The 24,039-nt window shown below is 69.6% G+C and carries 18 protein-coding genes and 3 pseudogenes; 10 read left to right on the top strand and 11 right to left on the bottom strand.

The annotated features are described in order from the left end of the window. The first annotated feature begins 36 nt into the window (after positions 1–36). Entirely contained in the window at positions 37–1,716 is a 1,680-nt protein-coding gene (locus ACWD6P_RS22265) for a hypothetical protein (RefSeq protein WP_451445881.1), read from the top strand. A gap of 422 nt (positions 1,717–2,138) precedes the next feature. Here the strand turns inward: ACWD6P_RS22265 and ACWD6P_RS22270 are convergent, their stop codons facing one another. Further along, positions 2,139–2,423, bottom strand: coding sequence for a hypothetical protein (locus ACWD6P_RS22270; RefSeq protein ID WP_451445882.1), 285 nt, complete (start codon positions 2,421–2,423; stop codon positions 2,139–2,141). Positions 2,424–2,774: 351 nt separating this feature from the next. Here ACWD6P_RS22270 and ACWD6P_RS22275 point away from each other — a divergent pair, with 351 nt between their 5' ends. The 3 genes and pseudogenes from ACWD6P_RS22275 (at position 2,775) to ACWD6P_RS22285 (ending at position 5,377) form a co-directional block, all read left to right on the top strand. After that, the gene (locus ACWD6P_RS22275; protein WP_451445883.1) at positions 2,775–3,692 is read left to right on the top strand and encodes a GNAT family N-acetyltransferase; all 918 of its coding nucleotides are present in this window, start codon (positions 2,775–2,777) and stop codon (positions 3,690–3,692) included. A gap of 387 nt (positions 3,693–4,079) precedes the next feature. Then, the gene (locus tag ACWD6P_RS22280) at positions 4,080–4,694 is read left to right on the top strand and encodes a hypothetical protein (RefSeq protein WP_451445884.1); all 615 of its coding nucleotides are present in this window, start codon (positions 4,080–4,082) and stop codon (positions 4,692–4,694) included. Between the two features lie 79 nt (positions 4,695–4,773). Continuing rightward, a pseudogene (locus tag ACWD6P_RS22285) lies at positions 4,774–5,377 on the top strand (HAD family hydrolase). A gap of 53 nt (positions 5,378–5,430) precedes the next feature. On the opposite strand, the gene ACWD6P_RS22290 reads toward ACWD6P_RS22285, so the two are convergent. From ACWD6P_RS22290 to ACWD6P_RS22300, 3 genes are all read right to left on the bottom strand, one after another. Then, complete coding sequence (locus ACWD6P_RS22290) at positions 5,431–6,834, bottom strand: SagB family peptide dehydrogenase (RefSeq protein WP_451445885.1); 1,404 nt, start codon at positions 6,832–6,834, stop codon at positions 5,431–5,433. Positions 6,835–6,962: 128 nt separating this feature from the next. After that, complete coding sequence (locus tag ACWD6P_RS22295) at positions 6,963–9,287, bottom strand: YcaO-like family protein (RefSeq protein WP_451445886.1); 2,325 nt, start codon at positions 9,285–9,287, stop codon at positions 6,963–6,965. 85 nt (positions 9,288–9,372) lie between these two features. Next, positions 9,373–9,492, bottom strand: a complete 120-nt coding sequence (locus tag ACWD6P_RS22300; RefSeq protein WP_451445887.1) for an azolemycin family RiPP peptide — start codon at positions 9,490–9,492, stop codon at positions 9,373–9,375. A gap of 487 nt (positions 9,493–9,979) precedes the next feature. Between ACWD6P_RS22300 and ACWD6P_RS22305 the strand changes: the two genes are divergently transcribed. Continuing rightward, positions 9,980–11,218 carry a cytochrome P450 gene (locus tag ACWD6P_RS22305; RefSeq protein ID WP_451445888.1) on the top strand — a complete coding sequence of 413 codons (1,239 nt, stop codon included), beginning with the start codon at positions 9,980–9,982 and terminating at the stop codon, positions 11,216–11,218. Positions 11,219–11,468: 250 nt separating this feature from the next. Here the strand turns inward: ACWD6P_RS22305 and ACWD6P_RS22310 are convergent, their stop codons facing one another. After that, positions 11,469–14,630 carry a BTAD domain-containing putative transcriptional regulator gene (locus ACWD6P_RS22310; protein ID WP_451445889.1) on the bottom strand — a complete coding sequence of 1,054 codons (3,162 nt, stop codon included), beginning with the start codon at positions 14,628–14,630 and terminating at the stop codon, positions 11,469–11,471. Between the two features lie 335 nt (positions 14,631–14,965). On the opposite strand from ACWD6P_RS22310, the gene ACWD6P_RS22315 reads away from it, so the two are divergent. Then, positions 14,966–15,574, top strand: a complete 609-nt coding sequence (locus ACWD6P_RS22315) for a hypothetical protein (RefSeq protein ID WP_451445890.1) — start codon at positions 14,966–14,968, stop codon at positions 15,572–15,574. Between the two features lie 80 nt (positions 15,575–15,654). Here ACWD6P_RS22315 and ACWD6P_RS22320 read toward each other — a convergent pair whose 3' ends face one another. Further along, positions 15,655–15,861, bottom strand: coding sequence for a hypothetical protein (locus tag ACWD6P_RS22320; protein WP_451445891.1), 207 nt, complete (start codon positions 15,859–15,861; stop codon positions 15,655–15,657). Between the two features lie 137 nt (positions 15,862–15,998). Next, positions 15,999–16,976: a helix-turn-helix transcriptional regulator gene (locus tag ACWD6P_RS22325; RefSeq protein WP_451445892.1), complete on the bottom strand. Its 978-nt coding sequence runs from the start codon at positions 16,974–16,976 to the stop codon at positions 15,999–16,001. A gap of 63 nt (positions 16,977–17,039) precedes the next feature. Here ACWD6P_RS22325 and ACWD6P_RS22330 point away from each other — a divergent pair, with 63 nt between their 5' ends. Further along, on the top strand, positions 17,040–17,426 hold the full coding sequence (locus ACWD6P_RS22330) for a VOC family protein (RefSeq protein ID WP_451445893.1): 387 nt from the start codon (positions 17,040–17,042) through the stop codon (positions 17,424–17,426). Positions 17,427–17,561: 135 nt separating this feature from the next. On the opposite strand, the gene ACWD6P_RS22335 is transcribed toward ACWD6P_RS22330, so the two are convergent. The 3 genes from ACWD6P_RS22335 to ACWD6P_RS22345 all read right to left on the bottom strand — a co-directional run bounded on the left by ACWD6P_RS22335 (position 17,562) and on the right by ACWD6P_RS22345 (position 20,186). Further along, the gene (locus tag ACWD6P_RS22335) at positions 17,562–18,002 is read right to left on the bottom strand and encodes a DUF6228 family protein (RefSeq protein ID WP_451445894.1); all 441 of its coding nucleotides are present in this window, start codon (positions 18,000–18,002) and stop codon (positions 17,562–17,564) included. 325 nt (positions 18,003–18,327) lie between these two features. Beyond that, complete coding sequence (locus ACWD6P_RS22340) at positions 18,328–18,975, bottom strand: response regulator (RefSeq protein WP_451445895.1); 648 nt, start codon at positions 18,973–18,975, stop codon at positions 18,328–18,330. Next, positions 18,966–20,186 (bottom strand): sensor histidine kinase, encoded by a 1,221-nt coding sequence (locus ACWD6P_RS22345; protein WP_451445896.1) that lies wholly within the window; start codon positions 20,184–20,186, stop codon positions 18,966–18,968. Before ACWD6P_RS22345 ends, ACWD6P_RS22340 begins: the two co-directional genes overlap by 10 nt. A gap of 109 nt (positions 20,187–20,295) precedes the next feature. On the opposite strand from ACWD6P_RS22345, the gene ACWD6P_RS22350 reads away from it, so the two are divergent. Both ACWD6P_RS22350 and ACWD6P_RS22355 read left to right on the top strand, forming a co-directional pair. After that, positions 20,296–21,861 carry a serine hydrolase domain-containing protein gene (locus ACWD6P_RS22350; protein WP_451445897.1) on the top strand — a complete coding sequence of 522 codons (1,566 nt, stop codon included), beginning with the start codon at positions 20,296–20,298 and terminating at the stop codon, positions 21,859–21,861. A 65-nt stretch (positions 21,862–21,926) separates the two neighbouring features. Continuing rightward, positions 21,927–22,304, top strand: a complete 378-nt coding sequence (locus ACWD6P_RS22355; protein WP_451445898.1) for a VOC family protein — start codon at positions 21,927–21,929, stop codon at positions 22,302–22,304. Between the two features lie 36 nt (positions 22,305–22,340). Here the strand turns inward: ACWD6P_RS22355 and ACWD6P_RS22360 are convergent. Beyond that, positions 22,341–23,239: pseudogene (locus ACWD6P_RS22360) on the bottom strand (IS5 family transposase). A gap of 523 nt (positions 23,240–23,762) precedes the next feature. On the opposite strand from ACWD6P_RS22360, the pseudogene ACWD6P_RS22365 reads away from it, so the two are divergent. Beyond that, a pseudogene (locus ACWD6P_RS22365) lies at positions 23,763–24,039 on the top strand (hypothetical protein); the annotation flags it as partial.

Genomic DNA, 24,039 nt, shown 5'->3' on the forward strand with positions numbered 1-24,039 from the left:
ACTCCCGTCGAGTCGCATCCCTCTGCAGGAGATCTCATGGACTACTTCGACCTCGGTCCCCTCACCCGGCCCGTATCGACGCGTTCGCCGGAGGCGCAGCGCTGGTTCGACCGTGGCCTCGCGTGGAGCTACGCGTTCAACCACGAAGAGGCGGTCACCTGCTTTGAATCGGCAGCGGCAGCGGATCCCGGCTGCGCCATGGCGTACTGGGGCATCGCGTACGCCCTGGGCCCCAACTACAACAAGCCCTGGGAGTTCTTCGACGACGCCGATCTGCAGCGCACGGTGGAACGGGCGCATGCCGCCGTCGAACGGGCCCACGCACTGTGCGACGGGGCCACGCCGGCCGAGCGCGCGCTCATTGAGGCGCTGCGCGAGCGCTATCCCGCCTCGCACGCCGCGGAGGACTGTTCCATCTGGAACGAGCCCTATGCCGAGGCCATGCGCACCGCATACGAGCTCGCTCCCGACGACCTGGACGTCGCCACCCTCTACGCGGACGCGTTGATGAACCTCACCCCGTGGCAGCTGTGGGACCTGCGAACGGGCGAGCCCGCCGTCGGCGCGCGCACGCCGGAGGCGAAGGCCGTCCTCGACCGCGCGTTGCGGACCGAGACCGGCACCGATCATCCGGGCGTACTGCACATGTACATCCACCTGATGGAGATGTCGCCGACGCCGGAGAAGGCTCTTTCGATCGCCGACCGACTGCGCGGACTGGTCCCGGATGCGGGCCACCTGCACCACATGCCTTCACATCTCGACGTGCTGTGCGGGGACTACCGACGGGTCGTGTCGGGCAACAGCGACGCGATCAGAGCCGACGAGAAGTACCTGCGGCGAGCCGGCGCGATGAACTTCTACACGCTGTACCGCTCGCACAACTACCACTTCAAGATCTACGGCGCGATGTTCCTCGGCCAGTCCAGGACGGCGCTGGAGACGGTCGCCCAACTTGAGGCGTCCATCCCCGAGGAGCTGCTGCGCGTGGAGAGCCCGCCCATGGCCGACTGGCTGGAGGGCTTCCTCGCCATGCGGGTGCACGTGCTGATCCGCTTCGGCCGGTGGACCGACATCCTCGCGCTGCCGATGCCCTCCGACCCGCAGCTGTACTGCGTCACCACGGCGATGCTGCACTACGCGCGCGCAGTCGCGTACTCCGCCACGGGGGCGACCACCGAGGCCGAGGCCGAACGAGAACTGTTCCGCCACGCGGCCGGGCGGGTTCCCGAGACGCGGATGCTGTTCAACAACACGTGCCGGGACATCCTGGCGATCGCCTCCGCCATGCTCGACGGTGAACTCGAATACCGCAGGGGCGAGTACGCCCGGGCGTTTGCCTCCCTGGAGCACTCCATCGAGCTCGACGACAACCTGCCCTACGACGAACCCTGGGGCTGGATGCAGCCGACCCGCCACGCCTACGGCGCGCTCCTGCTGGAACAGGGCCGGGTCGACGAGGCCGAGGCCGTCTACCGGGCCGACCTCGGACTCGACGACACCCTGCCCAGGTCCTCACAGCATCCAGGGAACGTATGGGCCCTCCACGGCTTCCACGAATGCCTCGTACGGCTCGGCAAGACGGGAGAAGCCCGCATCGTCGCCCAGCAGCTCACCGTGGCCACCGCACTCGCGGACGTCCCCGTCGAAGCGTCGTGCTTCTGCCGCCTCGACACCGACACCGCAGGCGCGAAGAACGGCTGCTGCTCCGACTGAATCCGTGACAGTGCGAACTGACGCGGTGTAGTGCCTTTCTTGCCCCCGCGCTGCTGCGACTTCCGACTTCCCCTCCCCTTGAAGAAATTTTTTCATTCCGGTGCTCGGATTTGCCTCGTCCCCTTTGGATAAGCTCGGCCACCGGAATTACTCGCCCACACAAGGAGCAAGCCCCTATTGTCGATCCAAGACGCGGACGACACTTCGCAGGTCGGCAGGCTTACGGGCTTATGCAGTTTGGCGGGCTTACGCTGCTCGGTGGTCCGCCTGGATGCGGGAAGTCCGCCATTGCAGAGAAGCTGACCTCGACAGCTGAAAAGCATCCGTAAAAGAGCGAGCATCCGTAAAAGAGCGAGGCGGAGGAGGAGCTGCGCGAGCGCACGGGCTTCTCCTCCGCCCGGCCCACATCTGCGAGAGGTGCGTTACCCGCAGACCAGGACGATGAGACCGCTGCAGTCGTCGCCGTCATCACCGTGGCCCTTGTGGCCCTTACCCTGGTCCCAGCCGGCGCTCCAGCCGTTGTGGTGACCACCGGCCGGGCTCGACTGGCTGGTCGTGGACTTTGTGGTGGGGTGCGGGGCGGGCGTTGCCGTGACGGCGGAGGCGGGCGCCGCCGATCCTGCCGCAAGAGCGATACCCAGAGCGGCGCTGATGGCGAGTATTCGCGAAACGGTTTCCTTGGGGCGATTCATCTGTGCAGTGTTCATGCGATAACAGTGCACGCCTCTACGGCCAGTTTCGCCCCGAGCGCACCCAATCGAGTGAAGCCCACGGAATCCAACACCCCGGGTTTCCGCGCCGCTTCCCCACTTACCCTCTCCCCCTCTTAAGGCTTCCCCGGCCTCATAAGACTGAAGCGGTATATGTATATGCGTATGCACACCGCCGCCGCATTTCCATTTCTCTATCTTTCTGCTGCTGCCACAGCAGTGCACAATTCCCAGCCAGCTCCCGAGGACGTGCCGGGACGTCGAACAGCTCCCAGAGCGGGCTGGAGCCTGTCCGATGGATCAGACCCCAGCTGGACCGGGAGATCAGTGTGCGACTAGGTTCCGCTGATGTCCTTGCTTGTCCCGTCGCTGCCGCCCGGCTACCGTTCGCGATCCGCGAGCGTCCGCGACGTTCCTGCGATCCACGCCCTGGTCACGGCCTGCGAACGGGAGGTGTACGGGCAGGTGCAGAGCGACGCCGGGGCCATCGCCGCGGACCTTGCGCGACCGGGTCTGGTGCCGGAGTCGGACACCGTGCTCGTCCTCGACCGGGCCGGGCGTCTGGCGGCCCGGGCCTGGGTGGACCGGCGCTCCGAGGTCGACGTGCATCCGGACCACCGAGGCCGGGGCCTGGGCGCGGCGTTACTCGACTGGGCGCACACGCGGTCCCGGCAGGCCAGCGGCGACGGCATCGTGCAGACCGTGCCGGACGCGGACGCCGGCGCCATCGCGCTGCTGCGCTCGCGCGGGTATCAGCCGCTGGTGACGGCCTGGCTGCTGGAGTTCGCCATGCCGGACGAACCCGCCGTACCCGAGCCGCCGACGGGCCTCACGGTGCGGCCCTTCCGCGTCGGCGACGGGCCCGCCGCGCACGCCCTCGTCCAGGACGCGTTCGACGAGTGGCAGCAGCGGCGGCAGGCGTACGAGGAGTGGGCCACGCACACCATCGAGCGGCCCGCGTTCGCCCCGGCACAGTCGACCCTGGCCTTCGTCGGCGATCAACTGGTGGGCACTGCCCTGGCGTTGGATGTGCCGGGCGCGGACGAGGGTTACCTGGAGCAGGTCGCCGTACGCTACGACCACCGCGGCCGGGGACTCGCCCGACTGCTACTGCGCCACACGTTCCGCGCCTTCCACCGGGCGGGCCGCCGTTCCTGCACGCTGTGGACGCACTCGGACACCGGCGCGCTCGACCTGTATCTGCGAGTGGGCATGACGGTCCGGCACAGCTCCACCGTCTTCCGCAAAGACCTCTGTTTTGCGTAAAGACCTCCGCCCCTAGGGTCCGGTCACGGCCACATGATCACCGACTGGCCCTCCAAGGCCGAGCTTTGGGAAACACCTCCCATCGGTAGCTGGCGGAGGGGCCCGATCCCGACCATGGCGAGAACACCGCCAACCCGCCATTCAGCTCTATCCGGCCCCGAGCGGCTCGTGTCGGTGACGGGTGAGCCCTTGTTCGGCATGATGCCGTTGAACGGGGTCGTCGAGGTGGCGTACGCACTCAGATGCTTCAAAGCTCCCCCTTGGGCGATACACATCAAGTGCCGTTCACAGGGCGGGAGTTGTGGGTTCGGCGGCAACGCCGCAGCCCTGACCGGTTGTCGTCGCCTCACCAAGAGGACGGCGTCGCAGGGGTGCGAGACTGCCACCATGACTGCGCACCTCATCTCCGTCATCGGGAGCAGTCCTGGTGTCGGCAAGTCCACCTTGTGCCGTGCGGTGGCCAAGTGGCTGGCCAGCACCGGCGCGTCGGTCGACCACTTCGAGGAAGCCGACATTCTCATGCGGCCGGCCTTCCAGCCGGTGGCCGAAGAGTTCGCCGGCGGGGCTGCCAGCGTCCGGCCTGAGACCCTCGTCGAGTCCACTCGCGCCTACGTCGCGGAGTCAATCGCGGCAGGCAGAGACTACTTGGTGACGGATGCCCTCCTGCCCTTCATTCCGTCCCTCGTGGCTTGGGGCCACGACGAGAGCACTCTCGTCCACGTCATGGGAGAACAGGCACGGGCCGTGGAGCCGGCCCAGGTCATCGTGGTGTACGTCCACGACAACCCGGAGACGGCACTGCGACGCGCCGTCGACCGAGAAGGGGACGCCTGGGAAGACTGGTACGTGCGGAAACTTGCCGGCTCCCCAGGCACTCAGGCTGTCCATGACCTCTCATCGGCCGCCGCTCACCTCCGCTACGAGGCGAGCCTGACATCTCGCCTGCTCGCGCAGACCCCGTGGCACGTTCTGACCGTGGATGTAGGGACGCTCGATGCTTAGGAGGCATACGCCTACACCCGACGCCACCTGACAGACCTGCTGGGGCTGGCGGGCTGATCGTTGACGTAGCGAGTGGCCGCTGTCAACCAAAAGAAACCAACGGCGAGTCTGGGCAACGTGGGCGGAGCGATACGGGCTGGACGCGGATGAGGTCTACCGGGTGGCGCTGCGGACGCGGCCGATGGAGGCCTTCGCGGTGGTGGCTGCGGACCAGGATGCGAGAGAGTGCCTGGCTGCGCTGCACGAACTGGAGGACGAGGACGTCCGGTCCGGCGTCTACGCGGCCTTCGACAGCGCGTCGGAGCTGCTGGGTGCCCTCCCGTCAGGGGTGTGGGCGCTCGTGACCTCCAACTATGAGCACCGGGTGCGCGGGCGATTTGCGCGGACCGGCCTGCCGGTTCCCCGCGTCATTGTGGACGCGGCCGCAGTGGAGGAAGGCAAGCCCCTCGCCCGTGCCCTACCTCTTGGCCGCCGAGCAGCTCGGTGCTCGGCCCGAGAACTGCCTGGTCATCGAGGACGCCCCCTCCGGAGTCGAAGCGGGGCTGCGGGCCGGGATGACGGTGTGGGGCGTCAACACCGCGGCCGCGGTGGCCGGCGTGCACCGTCACTTCGCGAGCCTGCGCGAAGCCGTCCCCGACGTCCTCGCCTTCGCTCAGCTGGAGGGGCCGACCAAAGTGGGGTGATCACCCGGTCCATGCCGCTGTCGGACGCGATGCCCTGCGTGTATCGATGCGGCTCAGGCCCCTGACCTGTCGGCGCCGAGGGGCGTGACGGTCGGGGCTGCCGGTCGGTCCGGGGGCAGGCCGAGGGCCATGCTGCCCACGTGGATCAGCCGGTCGCGGTGCCACGGCCGCAGGAAAGGGGCCGTCGCCGGGGACTCCATACGTCCGGTCAGGCAGGACGCCAGGCCGAGATCGGTGGCGGTCAGGGACAGGGTCTGCATCAGGCAGCCGGTGTCACGGTAGATCAGGCTGAGCGCCATGCCCTCGTACTTCCAGCCGGTGCGGCCGGCGTAGGAGGCGAGGTAGAGGCTGACCGGAGGCGGGGAATCCAGCAGCGCGGGGTCGATGACGGTGTGCTGCTGGAGGGCGGCCAGTTCGCCGGTCCATGGGGTGAGCCGTTGCAGGCTGTGGCTGAAGGGATCGTAGTGATAGGCGCCGGCGGTCAGACCGTCGGCCGCGCGGGCCAGGAGGTAGATCTCCAGGCTGTGGCGGGCGCCGCCGGAGGGCGCGGGGCGTTGGGTCTGTTCGTAGGCGCGGGGCGGCAGGTGGCCGCGTACCCGGGCGGAACGGGCCAGCAGGGCGGCGAGGAGGGGCAGCGGAACGGGCTCGGGGGCGTATCCGCGGACGCTGCGGCGGGCTGCCAGGACCGCGGCCAGCGGACGGCTCGGCACGTCGGAGGTGTCGGGGAGGGCGATGACGTCGTCGGCTTCGGGGTGGCGGAGCCGGGCGGGCGGCGGGCTGCCCTGACCGGCGCCGGGGACCGGGCCCCGGCCGGCCTGGGCGTGCACCGCCAGCTCGTACGGGGTCCAGCCGTCGCGGCCGCCGTCCCCGGGCAAGGTAACGCCCGTGTCGTTCGGGCCATCCATGCCTTCCAGGTGGTCCGACCCAGCCGGACCTTCCGGCTTGTCAGGGCCTTCCGGCTCGTCAGGTTCGTCCGGGCCACGGCGCTGGAGGATGCCGGCCGCGGTGAGGCGGTCCAGGAGCTTACGGACGTCCCCTCCGGGGGCGGACTCCCTCCAGTGTTCGTGGAGTTGGTCCGCGGTTTGCGGATGGTCGAGCCGGTTGAGGAGGTCGATGAGGACGGGCTTCGCGGCGAACTTCCGCCAGCGCCGGCAGTCGACGAGCACCGGGCCGCCTCCCTCGGCCCACTCCAGCAGGAGGTCGGGGTTGCGGCGGTAGCGGCACTTGTCGCCGTACTCCTCATGGGGCGCGTTGTTCGCGATCGGGGTTTCGCGTGTCGTCGGGGTTCCGTGTGTCGTCGGGGCGCCGTCCATGGTCGGGGCGTCGTCCGTGGCCCGGGTGTCGTCCGTGGTCGGGGCGCCGTCCGTGGTCAGGGCGCCGTCCGTGATCGGGGCGTCGTCCGTGATCGGAGCACCGTCCGTGGTCAGGGTGTCGTCCGTGATCGGGGCGTCGTTCACGACGGCTTCGCCTTCCGTCAGGTCGTCGCGGACCTCGCCCGCAAGCTGAATGCCTGTCAGGGACGGTCCGCCAGGGAACATCCGTAAGGAAACATCTGCGGGGGAACATCCGCGGGGGGGGAACGCCGTCAGAGAAACGGCAACGGCATCGGATTGAGCTGATCCTCCGTCAGGGCGGAGTCGCGGGCGCCCATCGCGACCGGGGCGGTGAAGACCCGGGGGCCGCCGCGCCGGTGGAAGTCGCTGCGCAGAGTGAGCGGGCACAGGCCGGGGATCACCGTCCGCACGACCGAGACGCCGCATTCGGCCACGTCGATGGGGGTGATGTCGACGGTGATCGTCTCGTAGCCGCGGTCGGCCAGCCGCCGGACCGCCTCGGCGACATCGTCCTGAAGGGCTCCGGCGGGCCGGGCCTCGGGCACCGGGCGCAGCGGGCCGTCGTTCCAGAAGTCGAGGTGGTGCTGGCGCTCGGGCGCGCAGTAGTAGAGGCAGAACTCGCTGAGGCTGCTCAGGGCCGCGTCGGCGGCCGGGATCTCGGCCTCTTCGAGCCAGATGCCGGCGCCGGTCCGGCACAGGCACGCCTCTTCCAGCGCTCCCAGCAGCGCGGCGCGCGGATCGAGGTCCGCGCGGGCGGCGTGGATGACGACGGGCCGCTCGGCGGTGCCCTCGACGAAGCGTACGGCGACGGCCGGGATGCCCAGGTCGGTGGTGAGGTCCTTGGCGGTGACCGTCGCCCCTTCGCCGGTGATCCGCTCCACGATCCGGCGGGCGGGCCCGTCGGGCAGTCCGGTGAGATCGAGGCTGGGCAGGGTGAGCCGGTTCTCCCAGAAGACCAGGGTGGCGTCGCGTTCGACCACCTCCATCAGCCCGCCGTGGACGGCGTGGTGGTACGAGCCGCCGGCCGCGAGCCCGGTGGAGATCGGGTCGAACCACGGCTTATGGGCGCGCGGGAAGCGGTAGGGCAGGTGGACCGCGCAGGCCGGGACGTACCGTGCCCGGCCGGTGGTCAGGGACCGGCCGCGCACCCAGTCGATCTCCACGTCCGGGTCGAAGGGCGCGTAACGGCGCTGTTCGGCGTACTCCTTGGCGGACCCGAGCGGCAGACTGCGCGGATCGACCGCTTCCTCGCCGAGCGCCTTGAGCGTGGCGCGGACGAACCGGCCCGGGTCGTACACCCCGGCCGCATACCGCTCCAGCGTCTCACCGACCGCGCAGACCCGGGCGTTGACCGGATCGCTCTTCACCGCCCCGCCGCGGGCCTCGGCCGCCACCGGCGAGAACCACGTCGTGGTGATCATCCCGGCCGTCCGTGCGTAGGTGGTTCCGCCCGCCGGGCCCACTCCCCCGGTCTCCTCTTCCGCCGCCCGGTCCACCCGCAGCTCGGGCACCAGGCCGGTAAGCGGATCGACCGCGCCGCGCATCAGCCGCCAGCTCTCCCGTACGTCCACGGCTGCCGCCTCGTCCCGCCGGGGCGGTACGGCGGCCGAGCCGCAGGCGGGACAGCCCGGGGTGTGGAACAGGGCGTGCCGGGTGCGCTCCAGAGAGGCGTGGTCGAGTTCGGTCAGCACCGGCAGCCCGGAATGCAGCGCCGGGGCCTCCGGGGCGGTGCGTGCGGGAGGTGCGGACAGTGTGGTGAGGACTTCATGGGCCACGACCCCGGCCGCGACGGCGGTCGTCGGCCACGCCTCGCTCTCCGCGGCGCCCAGCAGCAGGTCCAGCGGCAGACCGGCCACCTGCTGCCAGGTGTGGTTGGCGCGGATCCTCCGTACGAGGCAGACCGGGCACGGCGTACGGGGTGGGGTGAGGGTGGCGAGCAGCAGCCGCGTCGGGGTGCTGAGGAAGGTCACCAGGGGCGTACCGGCGTCGGCGGCCAGGCCGGTCCAGCGCCGGAGTTCGTCCTCGTGCAGCCCCAACGGGAGGACGGCGGCGTCGGGTTCACCGGCCCCGTCGGCCGGGACCGGACGAACTCCCGTCCTGTCGAGGAGGGTCGCCACCTCGGTGGCCAGCGGCCCGTCTCCGGCCACCGCGACCGTCCGGCCGCGCAGGGCGGCGACGTTCCCGTAGAGCGGATGCGGGAGCCGCCCGTCCCCGTGGTGGGCCAGGCCACGGGCGCGCAGCCCCTCGCCGACCCGCTCGGGGACGGCATCGAGCGCGACCAGCCCGTGCTCGTCACCGGGCCGGTATGCCGCACCTGCCCCATTGACGCCCGGCCCCTTGACGCTTGACCCGTTGACGCTTGACCCATTGACACCCAGCTCATTGACACCCAGCTCATTGACGCCCGGCCCGGGTTCGCCGTCGGCGCCGGGCAGCCGGACGGGCACGCGGAGGGTTCCGGTACTCGCGCAGACGTAGAGGTGCTCGCCGCGTACGACGAGCCGTACGTCGCGGCGGAGGGTCAGCGGTGAGGTGGGACGGGGCGTGGGCCGGGAGCCGTGCCGGGAGGTTTCCAATGCATTCCGCCTTCGGAGAGCCGTGGGTGACGCGGGAAAACGCCTCCCGGCCGGTTCGCTGCCCGGCCGGGGGACATTCCTTCCGTTACTCGGCCGGCTCCGAGTCGTCGTATTCAGTGACGAAACAAAGGCAGCTGTGACCCGCAAAAGCCGTTTCCGACTCCGGGATCACCATCTCTTCGAACAGCTCTTCTCCCTCGGACATGGAGCTTCCCCTTCCGTTCGGATTTCCGCTTACCGGAGAATTACCGGCCGGTCACTCAAGCGCCATCCCGACCACTTCTCCCGAGGTGGCGCCCGCCCTCCATTCCGGGGGATAACGGCATTACCCGTCAAGGAACTACGGGGAAGTGACTCAATCCCTCATTTGGAAGATGATCCTACAGATAAATTCCCTCGCCACACGTCGACCACCTGCGACTTCGCGGAGAATTACGGCGATAAACGGAATTCACCACCCCACGCAAGGCACGAACCGGCCGGATCCAGCGCACGGTTCGCTTCCGGCCACCGGGCGACTTTCGCCCCGTCGGCGACATCGACAACACAACTAACGGCCCGGCCACCGCGAACGCCCCCAAGCCGACCACGTGTCCGGCATGATCGGCGGTGTCAGAGCCGTGTCAGTCGTATGTCAGGTCCGTCGGCGATCGTGGCCGCAATAACCGCCACGAAAGGACAAAGGACATCCGATGAGTCAAACGGTTCCGGTTCCCATCCCGAACGGTCTCCCCATGGAGCGCGACGCGGGCCCCTTCGACCCGCCCCGCCAAATCACCCGGCTACGCGAGGCTCGCCCTGTCAGTCCCATGATCTTCCCGGACGGTCACGAGGGCTGGCTGGTCACCGGCTACGACGCGGTCCGCCAGCTCATGGCCGACACCCGGTTCAGCTCCCGCCAGGACATCGGCGTTCTCCACTTGCCGTACGAGACCCCCGGCATGCCCCCCGCTACCGAGCCGTCCCCGCAGGTGCCGGGCCTGTTCGTCGCCATGGATCCGCCGGACCACACCCGGCTGCGGCGCAAGCTCACCGGCGCCTTCACCGTCAAGCGCATGAAAATGCTCGAAGAGCACATCGTCGAGATCGTCGAGCGGCAACTGGACGAGCTGGCGCGCCTTGCCCCGCCGGTCGACCTGGTCAAGGAGTTCGCGCTGCCGGTGCCTTCGCTGGTGATCTGCGAACTGCTCGGTGTCCCCTACGCGGACCGGGAGACCTTCCAGGTCAACTCCGCCAAGTTCATGGAAAAGGACGTGGCGCTCGACGAGAAGATGGCCGCGTACGGCGCACTGACCACATACCTGGGCGAACTGGTCACGGGCAAACGCGCTGCCCCCGGCGACGACATACTGTCCGACCTGGCCCGCCATGACGACCTCACCATCGAGGAGCTGACCGGCATCGCCTTCCTCCTGCTGCTCGCGGGCCACGAGACCACCGCCAACGTGCTGGCGCTGGGCACCTTCGCGCTCCTGGAGCACCCCGAGCAGCTGGCCGAACTGCGCGCCAACCCGGATCTGTTCCCCGATGCGGTCGAGGAACTCATGCGCTACCTGTCCGTTGCCGATGTCTTCTATCGCTACGCCACGGACGACATCGAACTCGGCGGTGAAACAATCCGTAAGGGATCGACCGTCGTTGTCTCGCTGCTGGCCGCCAACCGCGACCCCCAGCGCTTCGACAACCCCGACGCCCTCGACATCCACCGCAAGGCCCGCGGTCATCTGTCCTTCGGCCACGGCATCCACCAATGCCTCGGCCAGCAGCTGGCCCGCATCGAGATGCGCGCCGGTTTCGACGGACTGCTGCGTCGCTTCCCGACCCTCAAACTCGCCATCCCCGCCGACGAGGTGAAACTCAGGACCGACATGAACATCTACGGCGTCCACGAACTTCCGGTCACGTGGACGGAATCGGAAACGGCCCGGTAAACCGTCGGCCGAGCCTCATCGTCGTCACCACGGTGCGCTGCCGGGTGGCCGACGCGGCTATCAACGGGGTGGCTTTCGCGAAGGGGTTCCGCCCGGCTCGGGGAGGGGCCGCTGGTGGGCGACCGTCGACCATCGACCGGCGACGCGATCGCGGCCAGCGGCTGTGCGTTGTGCGTTGTGCGTCGGGGTCGCCCTCGGCCGGTACGGGTGGGCGGTCGCCTCGGCCGGTACGGGTGGGCGGTCGCCACGTTCAGGGCGCGAGCGTGGCCCCGGCCAGCTGAGACCAACTGGTCTGCGTCCCTTCATGAGTCACCGCGGCGAACCGTGCGTCGCCGAGGCGGCGGCGCGCGATCTGCTCGATCCGAGCCACGTCCGGGTGGGAGCGGTCCTGCAGCCCGCGCACGCCCGCGCTCGCCGCGAGCAGGCGCGCGGCCTGCTCGTGCTCGTCGCGGCGCAGTGCCAGGTCCGCAACCCCGACGAGCACCTGCGCGATCAGCGGCGCGTGTCCCGCCTCGGACGCCGCCTCGCAGGCCGCCGCGCGGTGCGCCCGGGCCTCGCCGAGATCGTCGGCGAGATAGCCGAGCAGGTCGTGTGTCACCGCGCGGATGTTCGCCCGCTCCGCTTCCTCGCCCAATACGGCCGTCGCCACGCCCAGTTGCTTGTGCGCCTCCTCGGCGTTGCCGCCCCACCGGGCGAGTCCCGCCTTCGAGAAGGCCAGCACGGCCAGCGCGCCCGGCCAGGTGACTCGCTCCGCGCACCGCTGCGCCTCGGCGATGGTGGCCGCGCTGGCGTCCTCGTCGCCCAGCAGCCAGTACAGCTGCGCCTGCCGCGACCGCATGCGGATGACGTCGTCAGTGGCACCGACCTCGCTGACGACCGCGATCGCCTGCTCGTAGTGCTTGCACGCAGCGGCCAACTCGCCGCGTACGGCGATCCGTTCCGCCAGCTCGGACAGGGCGAACGAGATCCCGAACCGCTCGCCCAGTGCCCGGAACTCGACCAGCGCCCTCTCCAGGTAGGCGTCCGCGTCCCGCCCGTCCTGGCCGAGCACGATCCGCATCTTGCCCAGGTGCAGCCGGGCCAGCGCGCGCGCCCAGGGGTCCTCGTCGTCCAGCAGCGCTTCGAACGCGGGCAGGAACGCGTCCGGCGCCTGCAGCATGCGTTCCAGCGGGGCGATGAACCCCATCAGCGGGTGGCGGCGCTGACTGTGCTGACTGCGCCGGCTGAACCGGTACGCCTGGTGGATCCACTCCGCGGCCTGGTGTTCGTCGCCCAGCCCGGAGGTCACGAACATCGAGACCAGGGCGTACACCGTGGCCCGGACGTCGTCGGGCACCTCGCCGGGCGTCCTGGCGGCCGCGGTGATCAGCTCCATGCCCTCGGTCTTGTGCCCGCCGAGCCACCAGTACCAGCCGGCGCCCGCCGCGAGCCGCATCGCCGCCTGCGCCTCGCCCGCCGCGAGCGCGCCGCGCATCGCCGCACCGATGTTGTCGTGCTCGGCGTCGAGCGTGGCCAGCCAGTCCAGCTGCTCGGCGCGGCGCAGGTGCGGTTCCGCGGTCTCGGTGAGTTCGGTGAAGTAGGCCAGGTGTGCGTGGCGCGCCAGGGCCGATTCCCCCGCCTCCGCGAGCCGGTGCCCGGCGTACTCCTTGATCGTGCCGATCATGCGGTAGCGCGGGGCGCTGTCGCCCTCCGCGAGCAGCAGCGACTTCTCGGTGAGCGCGGTGAGCAGCTCAAGCACCTGCTCCTGTCCGACCGTGTCGCCCGCGCAGACCCGTTCGGCCGCTTCCAGGCTCGCCCCGCCGGCGAACACCGAGAGCCTGCGCAGGACCATCCGCTCGGCGTCGGTGAGCAGTTGCCAGCTCCAGTCGACCACCGCGCGCAGCGTCTTGTGCCGGGGCAGCGCGGTCCGGCTGCCGCTGGTCAGGAGGCGGAACCGGTCGTCGAGCCGGTTGGCGAGCTGATCGACGGACATCGTGCGCAACCGGGCCGCGGCCAGTTCGATCGCCAGCGGCATCCCGTCCAGCGCCCGGCAGACGCGCACCATCGTCGCCAGCGTGGGAGCGTCGGCCGCGAGATCCCGGCGTACCGCCCCGGCCCGGTCCCGCAGCAGCTGGACGGCGGGTGAGGACTCGATCTCGCCCGGGCCCGCGTCCCCCTCCGGCAGGGCCAGCGGCTCGACCGGCCACAGCGCCTCCCCGGTGATGCCGAGCGGTTCCCGGCTCGTCGCCAGGATCCGCAGCCGCTGGCATTCCCCGAGCAGCCGGTGGGCGAACACCGCCGCGGACTCGATCACGTGCTCGCAGTTGTCCAGGATCAGCAGCGCGTCCCGCTCGCGGATCGCGGCGATGAGCCGGTCCGTCAGCTCCGCGTTCGGTGCGCCGCCGAGCAGGCCGTCCCGGAGTCCGAGCCCGGCGAGCGCCGACTGCGCCACGTCGGTCACATCGCCGTCCGCGCCGATGGCGGCGAGCTCCACCAGCCAGGCCCCGTCCGGCAGGCCGCCGAGCAGCGTGCGCGCGGTCTCCGTGGCCAGCCTGGTCTTTCCCGACCCGCCCGGCCCGATCACGGTGGTCAGCCGGTGCGCGGCTATGAGCTCGCGGACCGCGGCGACATCGGCTCCCCTGCCGACGAAGGTGGTCAGCTCGGCGCGCAGGTTGGTCTTACGGCTCTCCTCCCGCCGCCCCAACTCGCCCCGCAGCAGCGCGACATGCAACGCGGCCAGCTCCGGCGAGGGGTCGACGCCCAGCGCGTCGGCCAGGGCCTCCCTGGCACGCTGGTACACCAGCAGCGCCTCGCTGTCGCGACCGGCCGCGGCGAGGGCGCGCATCAGCGCGGCGACGAGCCGCTCCCGCAGCGGGTGCGCAGCCACCAGGTCGGTCAGCTCCGTGACCATCTCCGCACCGCGCCCGAGGGTGACCTCCGCGTCGACCCGCTCCTCCGTGGCCGTCAGCCGCAACCCCTCAAGCCGGGCGACCGCGGCGTCGAACGCGGCACTGTCCTGCAGACCGACATCCTGCATGGCCGCGCCGCGCCACAGTTCGAGGGCCTCACGCAGCAGCCGCACCCGCCGGGAAGCGTCCTCGGTACGGGCCCGGCCCGCGATGACGAGGCGTTCGAACCGCACGGCGTCGACGGCGGCGGGCTCCACCCGCAACCGGTAGCCGTCCGTCTGCCCCTCGACCACCCCGTCCGGCAGCACCTTCCGCAGCCGGGAAACCAAGCGCTGCAGGGCGTTCGTCGCATCGGCGGGCGGATGCTCCCCCCAGATCCAGTCGACGAGCGATGCCTTCGGGACCACATGCCCCGGCTTGAGCGCGAGGGCGACCAGCAGTCCACGCAACCGCGCACCCGGCACGTCGGCCGAGCCGCCGTCGTCCGCGCGAACCTCCAATGGCCCCAGCATCCCGATCTGCACCCGCTGATTTTGCCATGGGCTTTCGGCAGGCATCTCCCAACCAGTGCAGGCACCTTCGGGTCCGTTCGGGCCCATGTATCGCGCGGCGAAGGCTGCTGCCGAGGCCGCCATGCGGCTCCTCGCGCCAGGCGCTGCGGTCGTACGCACCTCATTGACCATCGGGCACGGCGAATCGGTCCACGAGCGTCGCGTGGCTCCGAGCTGCTGGATACCCTTGCCTGCCCTATCTTTCCCGAGCGGTCAATCTCCCTTGGATGGCGCCCAGCTCCGGCCGACAGAACTGCGACCTGCGGGCTGCTTCCCAGGCCCGATCACTGCTTGGCTAGCCTCATCACATGGGCATGGACATTACGGTCCTCGTCGTCGACTGGGCGCACCTGATGGACGTAGCACCTGACAACCGGCTTGAGGTGCTGCAGGAGTCGGCGTACTCGGACGACGAAACCGATGAGATCGATGCGGGGTGGGCGTGGCCTGCCGAATCGGAAAGGTCCTGGCTGGGCCGGTATGAGTTCGGCGGCACCCTCGGCTCGTACAAGCCGCACTTTTGGGCGGCACACGCATGGGAGGCCGTCCGGGGCTCCGCCGAGACCGGGCTTCGGAGGGCTCTGGACGACTTCCTGCAGGCTCTTATCTGGTGGGGGCCTGAGGACGACAGCGACGTCGAGGACGTAGACGCCGGCATCTTCCCTTCCATCGACGGTCTGTGGCGGCCGGGGCCGCTCATCGTCTGCGCACCCGAGACTGTGGTCTTCCTCGACCGTTGCTGGCAGGAGGCCGCCCCCGTCCTGCCTCAACTGCGTGAGCCGTACGCACGCCACGCCGCACGCCCTGGGCGGTGGATGGCGGACTTCGAGGAGTTCAATGACCTGCTGTTCGGCTGGGCCACAGTGGTCGGCGAAGCCCGACGACGCCGATGGGGACTGATCGGACTCCCTATCTGAGAGTCCCTGGGAGGAGGCTCACTTTCTGCACGATGGGTTCCCCCGCTGCTGTATCCGTTGCTGAGGGGAAGACCCGTACGTCAGCTCGGCGTGCAGGAGCGAAAGCAGCGCTGCATCTCGCCACCTGGCAGGCTGTCGATCACAGCCAGGACCTCATGGGCCTGGGCCCTCTCCCAGATCGCAACAGTGTCGCCGACCAGGCCCTCCGAGGTGAGGTGCCTTGCGGGATCGGTGATGCGGACGACCTCAATGAGCTCGGTCTTCCCGATGGTGAAGGGCAGCAACATGCTCCCCAGACTACGAAAGCAAGCGCGCGCACTTCCGCGCCCGGCCGGCGGTCTGGCCATCGACGAGGCGGCCGGCCCGCGAGATCAGCGGGATTTCATTGGGCCGCGCTCGTTCCCGTCCCCGTTCCCGTCACCGTTCAACGTTGCTCTACCGGGGCTGCACCGTTCGCGTTGTCCTCGAAGAGTTCCTGGGCACGGCGCAGCAGGGCTAGTCGTACAGCGTCTGGTGCCAGGACGCGTAGGGGTGTGGCCAGGCTGAGAAGGTACCGGGCGAGCCCGTCCGCGTCGGGGCCGCCGACGTCGACGATCGTGGTCTCGGGGCCTTCGGGATGGTGGGCGCCGACTGTCGACGGGATCAGCCGCAGTGCTTGGTCCATGGGCATCGGGAGGCGGATCGTCGCATGGATCGGGTACGGGCCGGTCGCGACGGAACGGGAGACGAGCAGCGCTGGGTCGGGTGCGTCGATGAGGTCCACCCGGTGCCCGGTTGGCTGTATTCGGTCGACCCTGTCGGCCCGGAACGTCCGCCATTGGCCACGCGTCACGTCCCGGGCGACGAAGTACCACCGGCGGCCGGTGTGGACGAGGCGGTACGGGTCGACGTCCCGGACCGTGGCCCTGCCTTCCCAGTCTCGGTACGACAGTCGGGCACGCTCCGCCTGGCGGCACGCGGCAGCCAGTTCCAACAGCATGCCCGGCGTGATCTGCGGCTCGCCGGGCCTGGGCGTGTGTACGAAGGCGGCGTCCATCTCGCCCAGCCGGTCCGCGATCCGCCGCGGCAGCACCTGCCGCAGCTTCAACAGCGCCGACAGTGCGGCCTGATCGCCGCCCAGAGCTCCGCTGAGCGCGGCCTCGCGCAGCCCGACTGCCACAGCGAGTGCTTCCTCGTCATCGAGGATCAGCGGCGGTATCCGGGCTCCGGCGTTGAGGCGGTAGCCGCCCCAGGGTCCGGGGTCGGATTCGATGGCGTAGCCGAGTTCCCGGAGCTTGGCGATGTCCCGGCGCACCGTGCGATCGGTGACCGCCATCCGGTCGGCCAGCTCACCGCACGTCCACGACGGCCGGGCAGCCAGCAAGGAGACCAGTCGCAGCAGGCGGGCGGATGAGCTGATCACGGTCTGGAGTGTTCCACGTGACCAGGACCGGATCTGTCCTGGTCCCGCCCTAGCGTCTTCCTCATGAGCACGGAAAACACCTCCGCACCCGCGTTCCGCTACTCGGCCGTCACCTTCGACTGCCCTGACCCCGCCGAACTGGCCCACTTCTACGGCGAGGCCCTCGGCCTGCCCGTCGTCTTCTCCACCGACGACTTCGTCCTGCTCGGTCAGGAGGGCGCGGCCGGACTGGGATTCAACCGGCTGACCGACTACCGCCGTCCCACCTGGCCGGACCCCTCCCAGGCAAAGCAGGCCCACATCGAGCTGGGCGTCGACGACTTGGGAGCCGCCCAGGCCCGGCTGCTCGCCCTGGGGGCAGTCAAGCCCGAGTTCCAGCCGGACCCCGACCGGTGGCGAGTCCTGCTGGACCCCGCAGGCCATCCGTTCTGCATCTCCACTCTGGTCTGAACACCGCCCACGAGCCGATGACCACAACACCGCGCGCTCAGGGAGGGACAGCACCCGTCCCGGAAGCGGCCGGACAGCCAGACCGGGCAGCCAGACCTGGCAGCCAGCTCAGATCGTCGCCCTCGTGGCGTCCGGCTAAGCGACCGCGCGCGTGAAAAACATCTGGATCTCAGCGGCGAGGTTGCGCATGTCCTCGCCTGCCGCGTGCACCGTGGTGGTCTCGAAGCGCCACTCTTCGGAGGGTGGCCGGTCATGGATCCCCCAGGTCAAGTGGACATAGCCGCCGGGCCGGTGCTCGGCCGAGAGGGTCAGATCGTGCTCCAAGGAGCGCCATGTGCGCGCGCCCTCCCAGCCCCGGAAGTCCTCAGCCAAGGAGGAGAGGAACATGTCCAGGCCGTCGCCCTCCCACGTCCGTACCACGGTCTCGATACTCCCCCACGGCCCGCGAGCTCTCACGAGGAAGTCGAGCGTCGGGTCATCTCCGAACGGCCTTGCCGGCTCGGAGAAGCTCAGGGAGACCGGACGCAGTGCGAGGTCGAGGTCTTCCACCCGTACCACAGAGCTCTCTTCGATCATTCGAGCAGGTTAGGAGCCCAGGACTCGGTAACCAACTGCTTTCCCGCGCCGTCCTGGCTGCGACGCGCAAGCGCTACTGAAAGCGTGTTCGTCCACCGCAGCCATGACGCTTGAGAGCCCCACCGACTCAGCGCACAGCACCGACGAAGGCGAGCCCACGGCCTGCTGACCGCCTGCACACCGCCTGCACTCCCTCACGAGCACGGGCAAGCCGCTACCCGGCATCGGCACACGGACGCGGGCGCTGACGCTAACGCTGACGCTGACGCTGACGCACAACCATGCCCCCGATCGGAAGGCTCCGCGGACCCGGCCCGGCCGCCGTTCAGGCGCGGAGATAGGTGAGGACGGCGAGGACGCGGCGGTGCCCCTGGCCGTCGAGGTGGAGGTCGAGTTTCTGGAGGATGCTGCTGACGTGCTTGTTGACCGCCGCTTCGGTGACGTAGAGCTCGCGGGCGATGGCGGCGTTGGCTCGTCCCTCGGCCATCAGGGCGAGGACTTCGCGTTCGCGCGGGGTGAGGCGTTGCAAGGGGTCGCGGCGGCGATTCAGGAGCTGGCGGACCACTTCGGGGTCCACGACCGTTGCACCTGCGGCGACCTGGGCGACCGCGTCGACGAATTCGCCGACGGCGCTGACGCGGTCCTTGAGGAGGTAGCCGACGCCGCTGTCGCTGCCGAGGTCGAGCAGGTGGGCGGCGTAGGACTGCTCGATGTACTGGCTGAGGACCAGGACCGGCAGGGTGGGGCGCTCGTGGCGCAGGAACACGGCGGCGCGCAGCCCGTCGTCGGTGTTCTGCGGTGGCATGCGGACGTCGGTGACGACGATGTCGGGGTCGTGCTCCTGGACCGCGGTGACCAGGTCGTCTGCGGTGCCGACGGCGGCGAGTACCTGGTGGCCGAAGCGGGTGAGCACGCCGACCAGGCCGTCCCGCATCAGCGGGGAGTCCTCGGCGAGCACGACGGTCAGCGACATGGCAGCTCCACATGCAGGAGTGTAGGTCCGCCCGGCGGGCTGGAGATGCGGAGTCTGCCGTCCGCTGCGGCGACGCGGTCGGCGAGGCCGATGAGTCCGGTGCCCGCCTCGGGGGCTGCGCCGCCGACGCCGTCGTCGCTGATGGACACGGTGAGTACGTCGGTGTGCAAGCGGGCGTGCACCTCGACTCGGGTCGCTGCGCTGTGTTTGGTGGCGTTGGTCAGCGCTTCGGCGATCACGAAGTATGCCGTGGTCTCCACGGCGACCGGCATACGGCCTGGCAGGCGGATGTCGGCCGTGACGGGGAGCGCGGAGCGGGCGGCGAGGTTCTCGACCGCGCCTGGCAGGCCGTGGTCGGTGAGGGCCTTCGGGTGGACGCCGCGACTGAGCTCACGCAACTCGTCGACGGCGAGGGTGACTTGCTCCTGGGCGTTGGCAAGATCCCCGGCCAGCGGTGAGTCCGGCTCGACGTCGAGGCGGGCGAGGCCGAGCATCACATTGAGGGAGACCAGCCGCTGCTGTGCTCCGTCGTGCAGATCCCGCTCGATCCGGCGCCGTTCCGCATCGAAGGCGTCTACCAGCCGTGCCCGGGAAGCCCGCACATCGGTGAGCTGTCGGCCCAGTTCGCTGTCGCGCGGCGCCAGCATCAGACGTGTGACGGCGGCTCTGGCGCCTGCCCAGGCGGTGATGGTGTACGGCGCGGCAACCAGCAAACAGAGGCCGACGATCGTCAACGGCCAGGCACCGGGGTCGTCGGCTGGCGACATCATCACCAGTACGGGGACGACCAGGGCGAAGCCCAGTACGAGGAAATCCATCCACCACAAGGCGGTCGAGGACACGGCGGTGAAGCCCAGCTCACGCCAGGTCACCGGTTCCCGTAGCCGGGTCTGAAGCCATCCGCGCAGCCCGGGGCGCTCGGGAGTCTGATGGGGGTCCGGCACCGGGTCCAGGTCCACCAGGCGCAGGCGCCACCGCTCGAAGCGGGTGACGGCGATCCCCGACAGCGCGACACCGAGCAGCAGCACCGCTCCCACGACCACGATCAGGGACACGATCCCCGCGATCAACGCGGCCGTCAGGACGACCGTGGCGACGGCACCGAAGGCGACCCCGGACAGGAGGTAGGCGAGGGACCGCCAGGGCCAGCTTGAGCGGAGCATTTTCAGCGGGTTCTGGCCCAGGGCCTGCCAGGCGGTTCGATGTCGCACCCGTCGACCGTACCGAGGCAGGGATCTTGACGCAGTAGTGCCAGCACTACCGTTGGACTCCCCTGTACGCCAATGTGCCGGCGAGGGACGAGCCTGTGCACTGGGCTCCATGAAAATGTTCACCGTCCACACCGGCACCCGTCGCAAACTGGGCGCCCTGGTGGCCGCCCTCGGGATCGCGGCGGCCGCACTGCCGACCGCATCGGCCGCCCAGCCCGCCGCCACGCTGGATCCGGCCTCGATCGACCATTTCGTACGCGACTACCTGGAGCAGACGCAACTGCCGGGCGCGATCGTCACCGTGACCAAGGGCAACCGGGTCATCCACAGCGCCGGTTACGGCCACACCGCCTCCGGGCGGGCCGTGACCGCGCAGACGCCCATGCCGGTGGCCTCGCTGTCAAAGGCCATGACTGCCCTCGCCGTTATGCAGCTGGTCGAGGCAGGCAAGGTCGGCCTGGACCAGCCCGTGCGTCGCTATCTGCCCGAGTTCACCATGGCCGACCCGCGCGCGGCGGAGATCACCGTCCGGCAGCTGCTGACACAGACCTCCGGCATGGCCGACTCCGCCTATCCAGACATGGCCCGCGCCCAACCGCACTCCCTCAAAGGAGCGGTCGCCGCGATGCGCGAGGCACACCTGGCCTCCGCACCCGGCACCCGGTACAGCTATCACAACCCCAACTACTTCGTCGCGGCCCGCCTGGTCGAGGTCGTCAGCGGACAGCCCTTCGCCAACTACCTGTCCACCAGGCTCTTCAAGCCGCTGCGCATGACGCACACCACCTCCGTCGACACCACCACCGAGATGCCCGATCACGCCCACGGCTATGTCCGCGCCTACGGCACGGTGTTCGCCCGTTCGCACCCCCGCTGGTTCACCGCCGGCGGACACGGCGTCGTCACCACCGCCGATGACCTCGCCCGGTGGCTGATCGCCCAGAACAACCAGGGTGCGTCCGCCGACGGCCGTCGGATCACCACCGCACGCACCATGGAACTCACCCACACCCCACCCAGCATTCCGAAGGACACCCACTACGCCATGGGTTGGCGCGAGAACCACCAAGATGACGGCCGCTCAGAGTTCGAGCTACAGCACACCGGCCAACTACTGACCCACAACTCCATGGCGACCCTGCTGCCGGACAGCAAGATCGGCATCGCGGTCGTCACCAACACCGGCCTGATCTCCGGAGACGACGCCCCCCAGCTCTCGCAGGGCCTCGTGGACCTCGCCGAGGGAAAGAACCCCGAGGTGGCCAAGCCGTTTTCGATGACGGCCGACTGGGTTCTGGCCACCCTCACCCTGCTGGCGGCGGGCCTCGGCCTCCGCGGCGTGCTGCGCGCCCGCCGATGGGCGCTGCGCAACGCACGCCAACCGCGATGGCGAGTGGCACTGCGGATACTCCCCCAGGCCCTGCCGATCCTCCTCCTCACCCAACTCGCCTCGCTACTGGGCTTGCTGATGAACCGCTCCGGAACCCTGGCACAAACCACCTACGCCTGGCCCGCCCTCGTCGTCTGTGCAGCCGCCGGAGCCCTCGCCTCCACTGCGGTCACCACCGCCCGGGCTCTGGCCCTGCTCCGCTACCGCCGCAGCGAAGCCGGAAACGCCGAGGGCGAGGGCGAGGGTGGCACGACGAAGGGCGCGAATCACGGCACTAACAGCTAGGGCCTGTCGCTGCGATCTTGGATATCGAGGGGCAGGGCTGTCTGGCGGCCACTTAGGATCAGCCCATGATCGCTGACCTGCAGTGCGTGGTGCTGGACTGTTCCGAGCCGATGCAACTTGCCGAGTTCTACCAGGCGCTGCTCGGTGGGGCTGTCAATCACGAGGATCGGCGATGGGCCCTGAGCGACGGCTGGGCGACCTTGCACACGCCGTCCGGACTCGTCCTGGCCTTCCAACGGGTGGCTGACTACATGCCGCCGCAGTGGCCCGACTCGACCCGGCCTCAGCAGTTCCATCTGGACTTCGGTGTCGCTGACCTGGACCGAGCCCAGGAACAGGTGCTGGCCTCGGGGGCGAGGATGCTGGACGACGGTTCCGGTGGACGAAGCTGGCGTGTCTATGCCGATCCGGCAGGGCATCCGTTCTGCCTGGTGCGGCACTGAGGAGAGGGAACAGGCTGCGGGCGCGCCGGCGCACGATCACGAGCGGAGCCAGATGAGCAGGGCGGCAGCGGTCACCGTACCGAGGTAGACATACCCGCGCTTGTCATAGCGGGTGGCCACGGCTCTGAACTGCTTGAGCTTTCCGATGGCCCGTTCCACCGTGTTCCGATCTTTGTACTTTGCTTTGTCGAAGCCCGGAGGCCGGCCGCCGTGCGAACCCCGACGCAGGCGGGCGACCTTGTGGTCCTTCTTCTCAGGGATCACGTGCCCGATACCGCGCTTGCCGAGGTGGGTGCGGATCTTGCGATTGCTGTATGCCTTGTCGGCGCCCACGCTGTCCGGGGTGCGGCGCGGGCGGCCGAGCCCCGTGCGGGGAACGCGGATCTTGTCCATGACCAGCTGGAACTGGGTGCAGTCCGCCCGCTGCCCCGGCGTGATGAGCAGGGACAAGGGGCGGCAGCGGCCCTCCGCGGCAACGCGAATCTTGGTGGTCAGGCCGCCGCGGGAGCGGCCGAGGGCCTCGCCTGGTGCACCGCCTCCCCCAGCTGGAGCCGCTGGGTATTCTGTGCGCGCAGGTGAACTGATCTTCGTGGCGCCCCCTTTGAGGAACCGGGTGGCACAGGCGGTGGGTTCTTGGGTGCTCCGGTGGCGTGCTGGTGAGCGCGCACGATGGTGGAGTCGACGTTGATGTTCCAGTCGATATCGCCCTCGGCATCGGCGACGGCTTGGATGTGCTGGAGGAGTCTGCCCCAGGTGCCGTCAGCTGACCACAGCAAGTGCCGCTTGTGGACGGTCTTCCATGGGCCGAAGCGTTCGGGAAGCTCCCGCCACTGCACCCCGGTGCTGAGCCGGTGAATGATTCCGTTCATCACCCGCCGGTGGTCCCGCCACCGGCCGCACCGTTTATTGCTCACCGGGAGCAGCGGCTCCAACACTGCCCACTCGCGTCAGTCAGATCCCCCCCCTGCTGAGCATGATCCGAACAACGAGCTACCTGATCGAAGAGACACGGCCTAGCTTCCCAGCTCGTCCGACCGCCGAGCTCCCCCAGCATCGAGCTCGACATGGCGATCTCCGAGACGTATTGGGGACGGCGTGGTCGGGGGCCGGATGCCGACGGCCCCTGCCCGGCCGGGCACTGTTCGAGCAGCCTGTTGTCTTCCTCAGCTCCGAAGGGGAGACCGGCGTCGTCGCAGGCAGCCTGGGTGCCTTCCTGTGGCTGTTGGCCGGCGGCTTCGGGCCCAGGGAGGCAGCCACCTCACCGACCGCATAACGGCACCGACGAACGGGAGCCGCGGCAGCAGCCGCGGTCCACCCCACTCCGGCAGTCGGCTGCCTGTGCTTCGCCGACGACGAACACCTAGGGGTGCGAGGTCCGTCCACGCGGTGCCCGGCGCAGACGCAGACGTGCCACCTCCCCCAGATCAGGGCACAGCCCCTTGTGAAAGGCTGCACGGCATGGGCGGACCGGCCGAGCACCCGGAACTCTGGGCATTCCTGGAGTCACTGCAGCGTGGTGAGCGTCTCGCCGGAGCGGTCGCAGCGATCGAACGGTTCGGTGTGTTCGTGGCGTTGGACGACGGTCCCGACCATCCGGTTTTCCCCGGTGTCGGGTTCATCACGATGCCCGAGCTGTCGTGCTACCTCCTGGCCAAGCCGGTGCCCCGGCCGACGATCATCTTCACCAAACTCCTGGTCGCGATAGGCGTCACCGTCGCCTTCTCCGCCCTCCCCG

Source organism: Streptomyces sp. NPDC002446 (genome assembly GCF_053595675.1).

What these genes read in the sequence shown, in the direction of transcription:
- ACWD6P_RS22265 (WP_451445881.1), top strand. Translation starts at nt 37, where the DNA reads ATGGACTACTTCGACCTCGGTCCCCTCACCCGGCCCGTATCGACGCGT.
- ACWD6P_RS22270 (WP_451445882.1), bottom strand. Translation starts at nt 2,423, where the DNA reads ATGAACACTGCACAGATGAATCGCCCCAAGGAAACCGTTTCGCGAATA.
- ACWD6P_RS22275 (WP_451445883.1), top strand. Translation starts at nt 2,775, where the DNA reads ATGTCCTTGCTTGTCCCGTCGCTGCCGCCCGGCTACCGTTCGCGATCC.
- ACWD6P_RS22280 (WP_451445884.1), top strand. Translation starts at nt 4,080, where the DNA reads ATGACTGCGCACCTCATCTCCGTCATCGGGAGCAGTCCTGGTGTCGGC.
- ACWD6P_RS22300 (WP_451445887.1), bottom strand. Translation starts at nt 9,492, where the DNA reads ATGTCCGAGGGAGAAGAGCTGTTCGAAGAGATGGTGATCCCGGAGTCG.
- ACWD6P_RS22305 (WP_451445888.1), top strand. Translation starts at nt 9,980, where the DNA reads ATGAGTCAAACGGTTCCGGTTCCCATCCCGAACGGTCTCCCCATGGAG.
- ACWD6P_RS22315 (WP_451445890.1), top strand. Translation starts at nt 14,966, where the DNA reads ATGGGCATGGACATTACGGTCCTCGTCGTCGACTGGGCGCACCTGATG.
- ACWD6P_RS22320 (WP_451445891.1), bottom strand. Translation starts at nt 15,861, where the DNA reads ATGTTGCTGCCCTTCACCATCGGGAAGACCGAGCTCATTGAGGTCGTC.
- ACWD6P_RS22330 (WP_451445893.1), top strand. Translation starts at nt 17,040, where the DNA reads ATGAGCACGGAAAACACCTCCGCACCCGCGTTCCGCTACTCGGCCGTC.
- ACWD6P_RS22335 (WP_451445894.1), bottom strand. Translation starts at nt 18,002, where the DNA reads ATGATCGAAGAGAGCTCTGTGGTACGGGTGGAAGACCTCGACCTCGCA.
- ACWD6P_RS22340 (WP_451445895.1), bottom strand. Translation starts at nt 18,975, where the DNA reads ATGTCGCTGACCGTCGTGCTCGCCGAGGACTCCCCGCTGATGCGGGAC.
- ACWD6P_RS22350 (WP_451445897.1), top strand. Translation starts at nt 20,296, where the DNA reads ATGAAAATGTTCACCGTCCACACCGGCACCCGTCGCAAACTGGGCGCC.
- ACWD6P_RS22355 (WP_451445898.1), top strand. Translation starts at nt 21,927, where the DNA reads ATGATCGCTGACCTGCAGTGCGTGGTGCTGGACTGTTCCGAGCCGATG.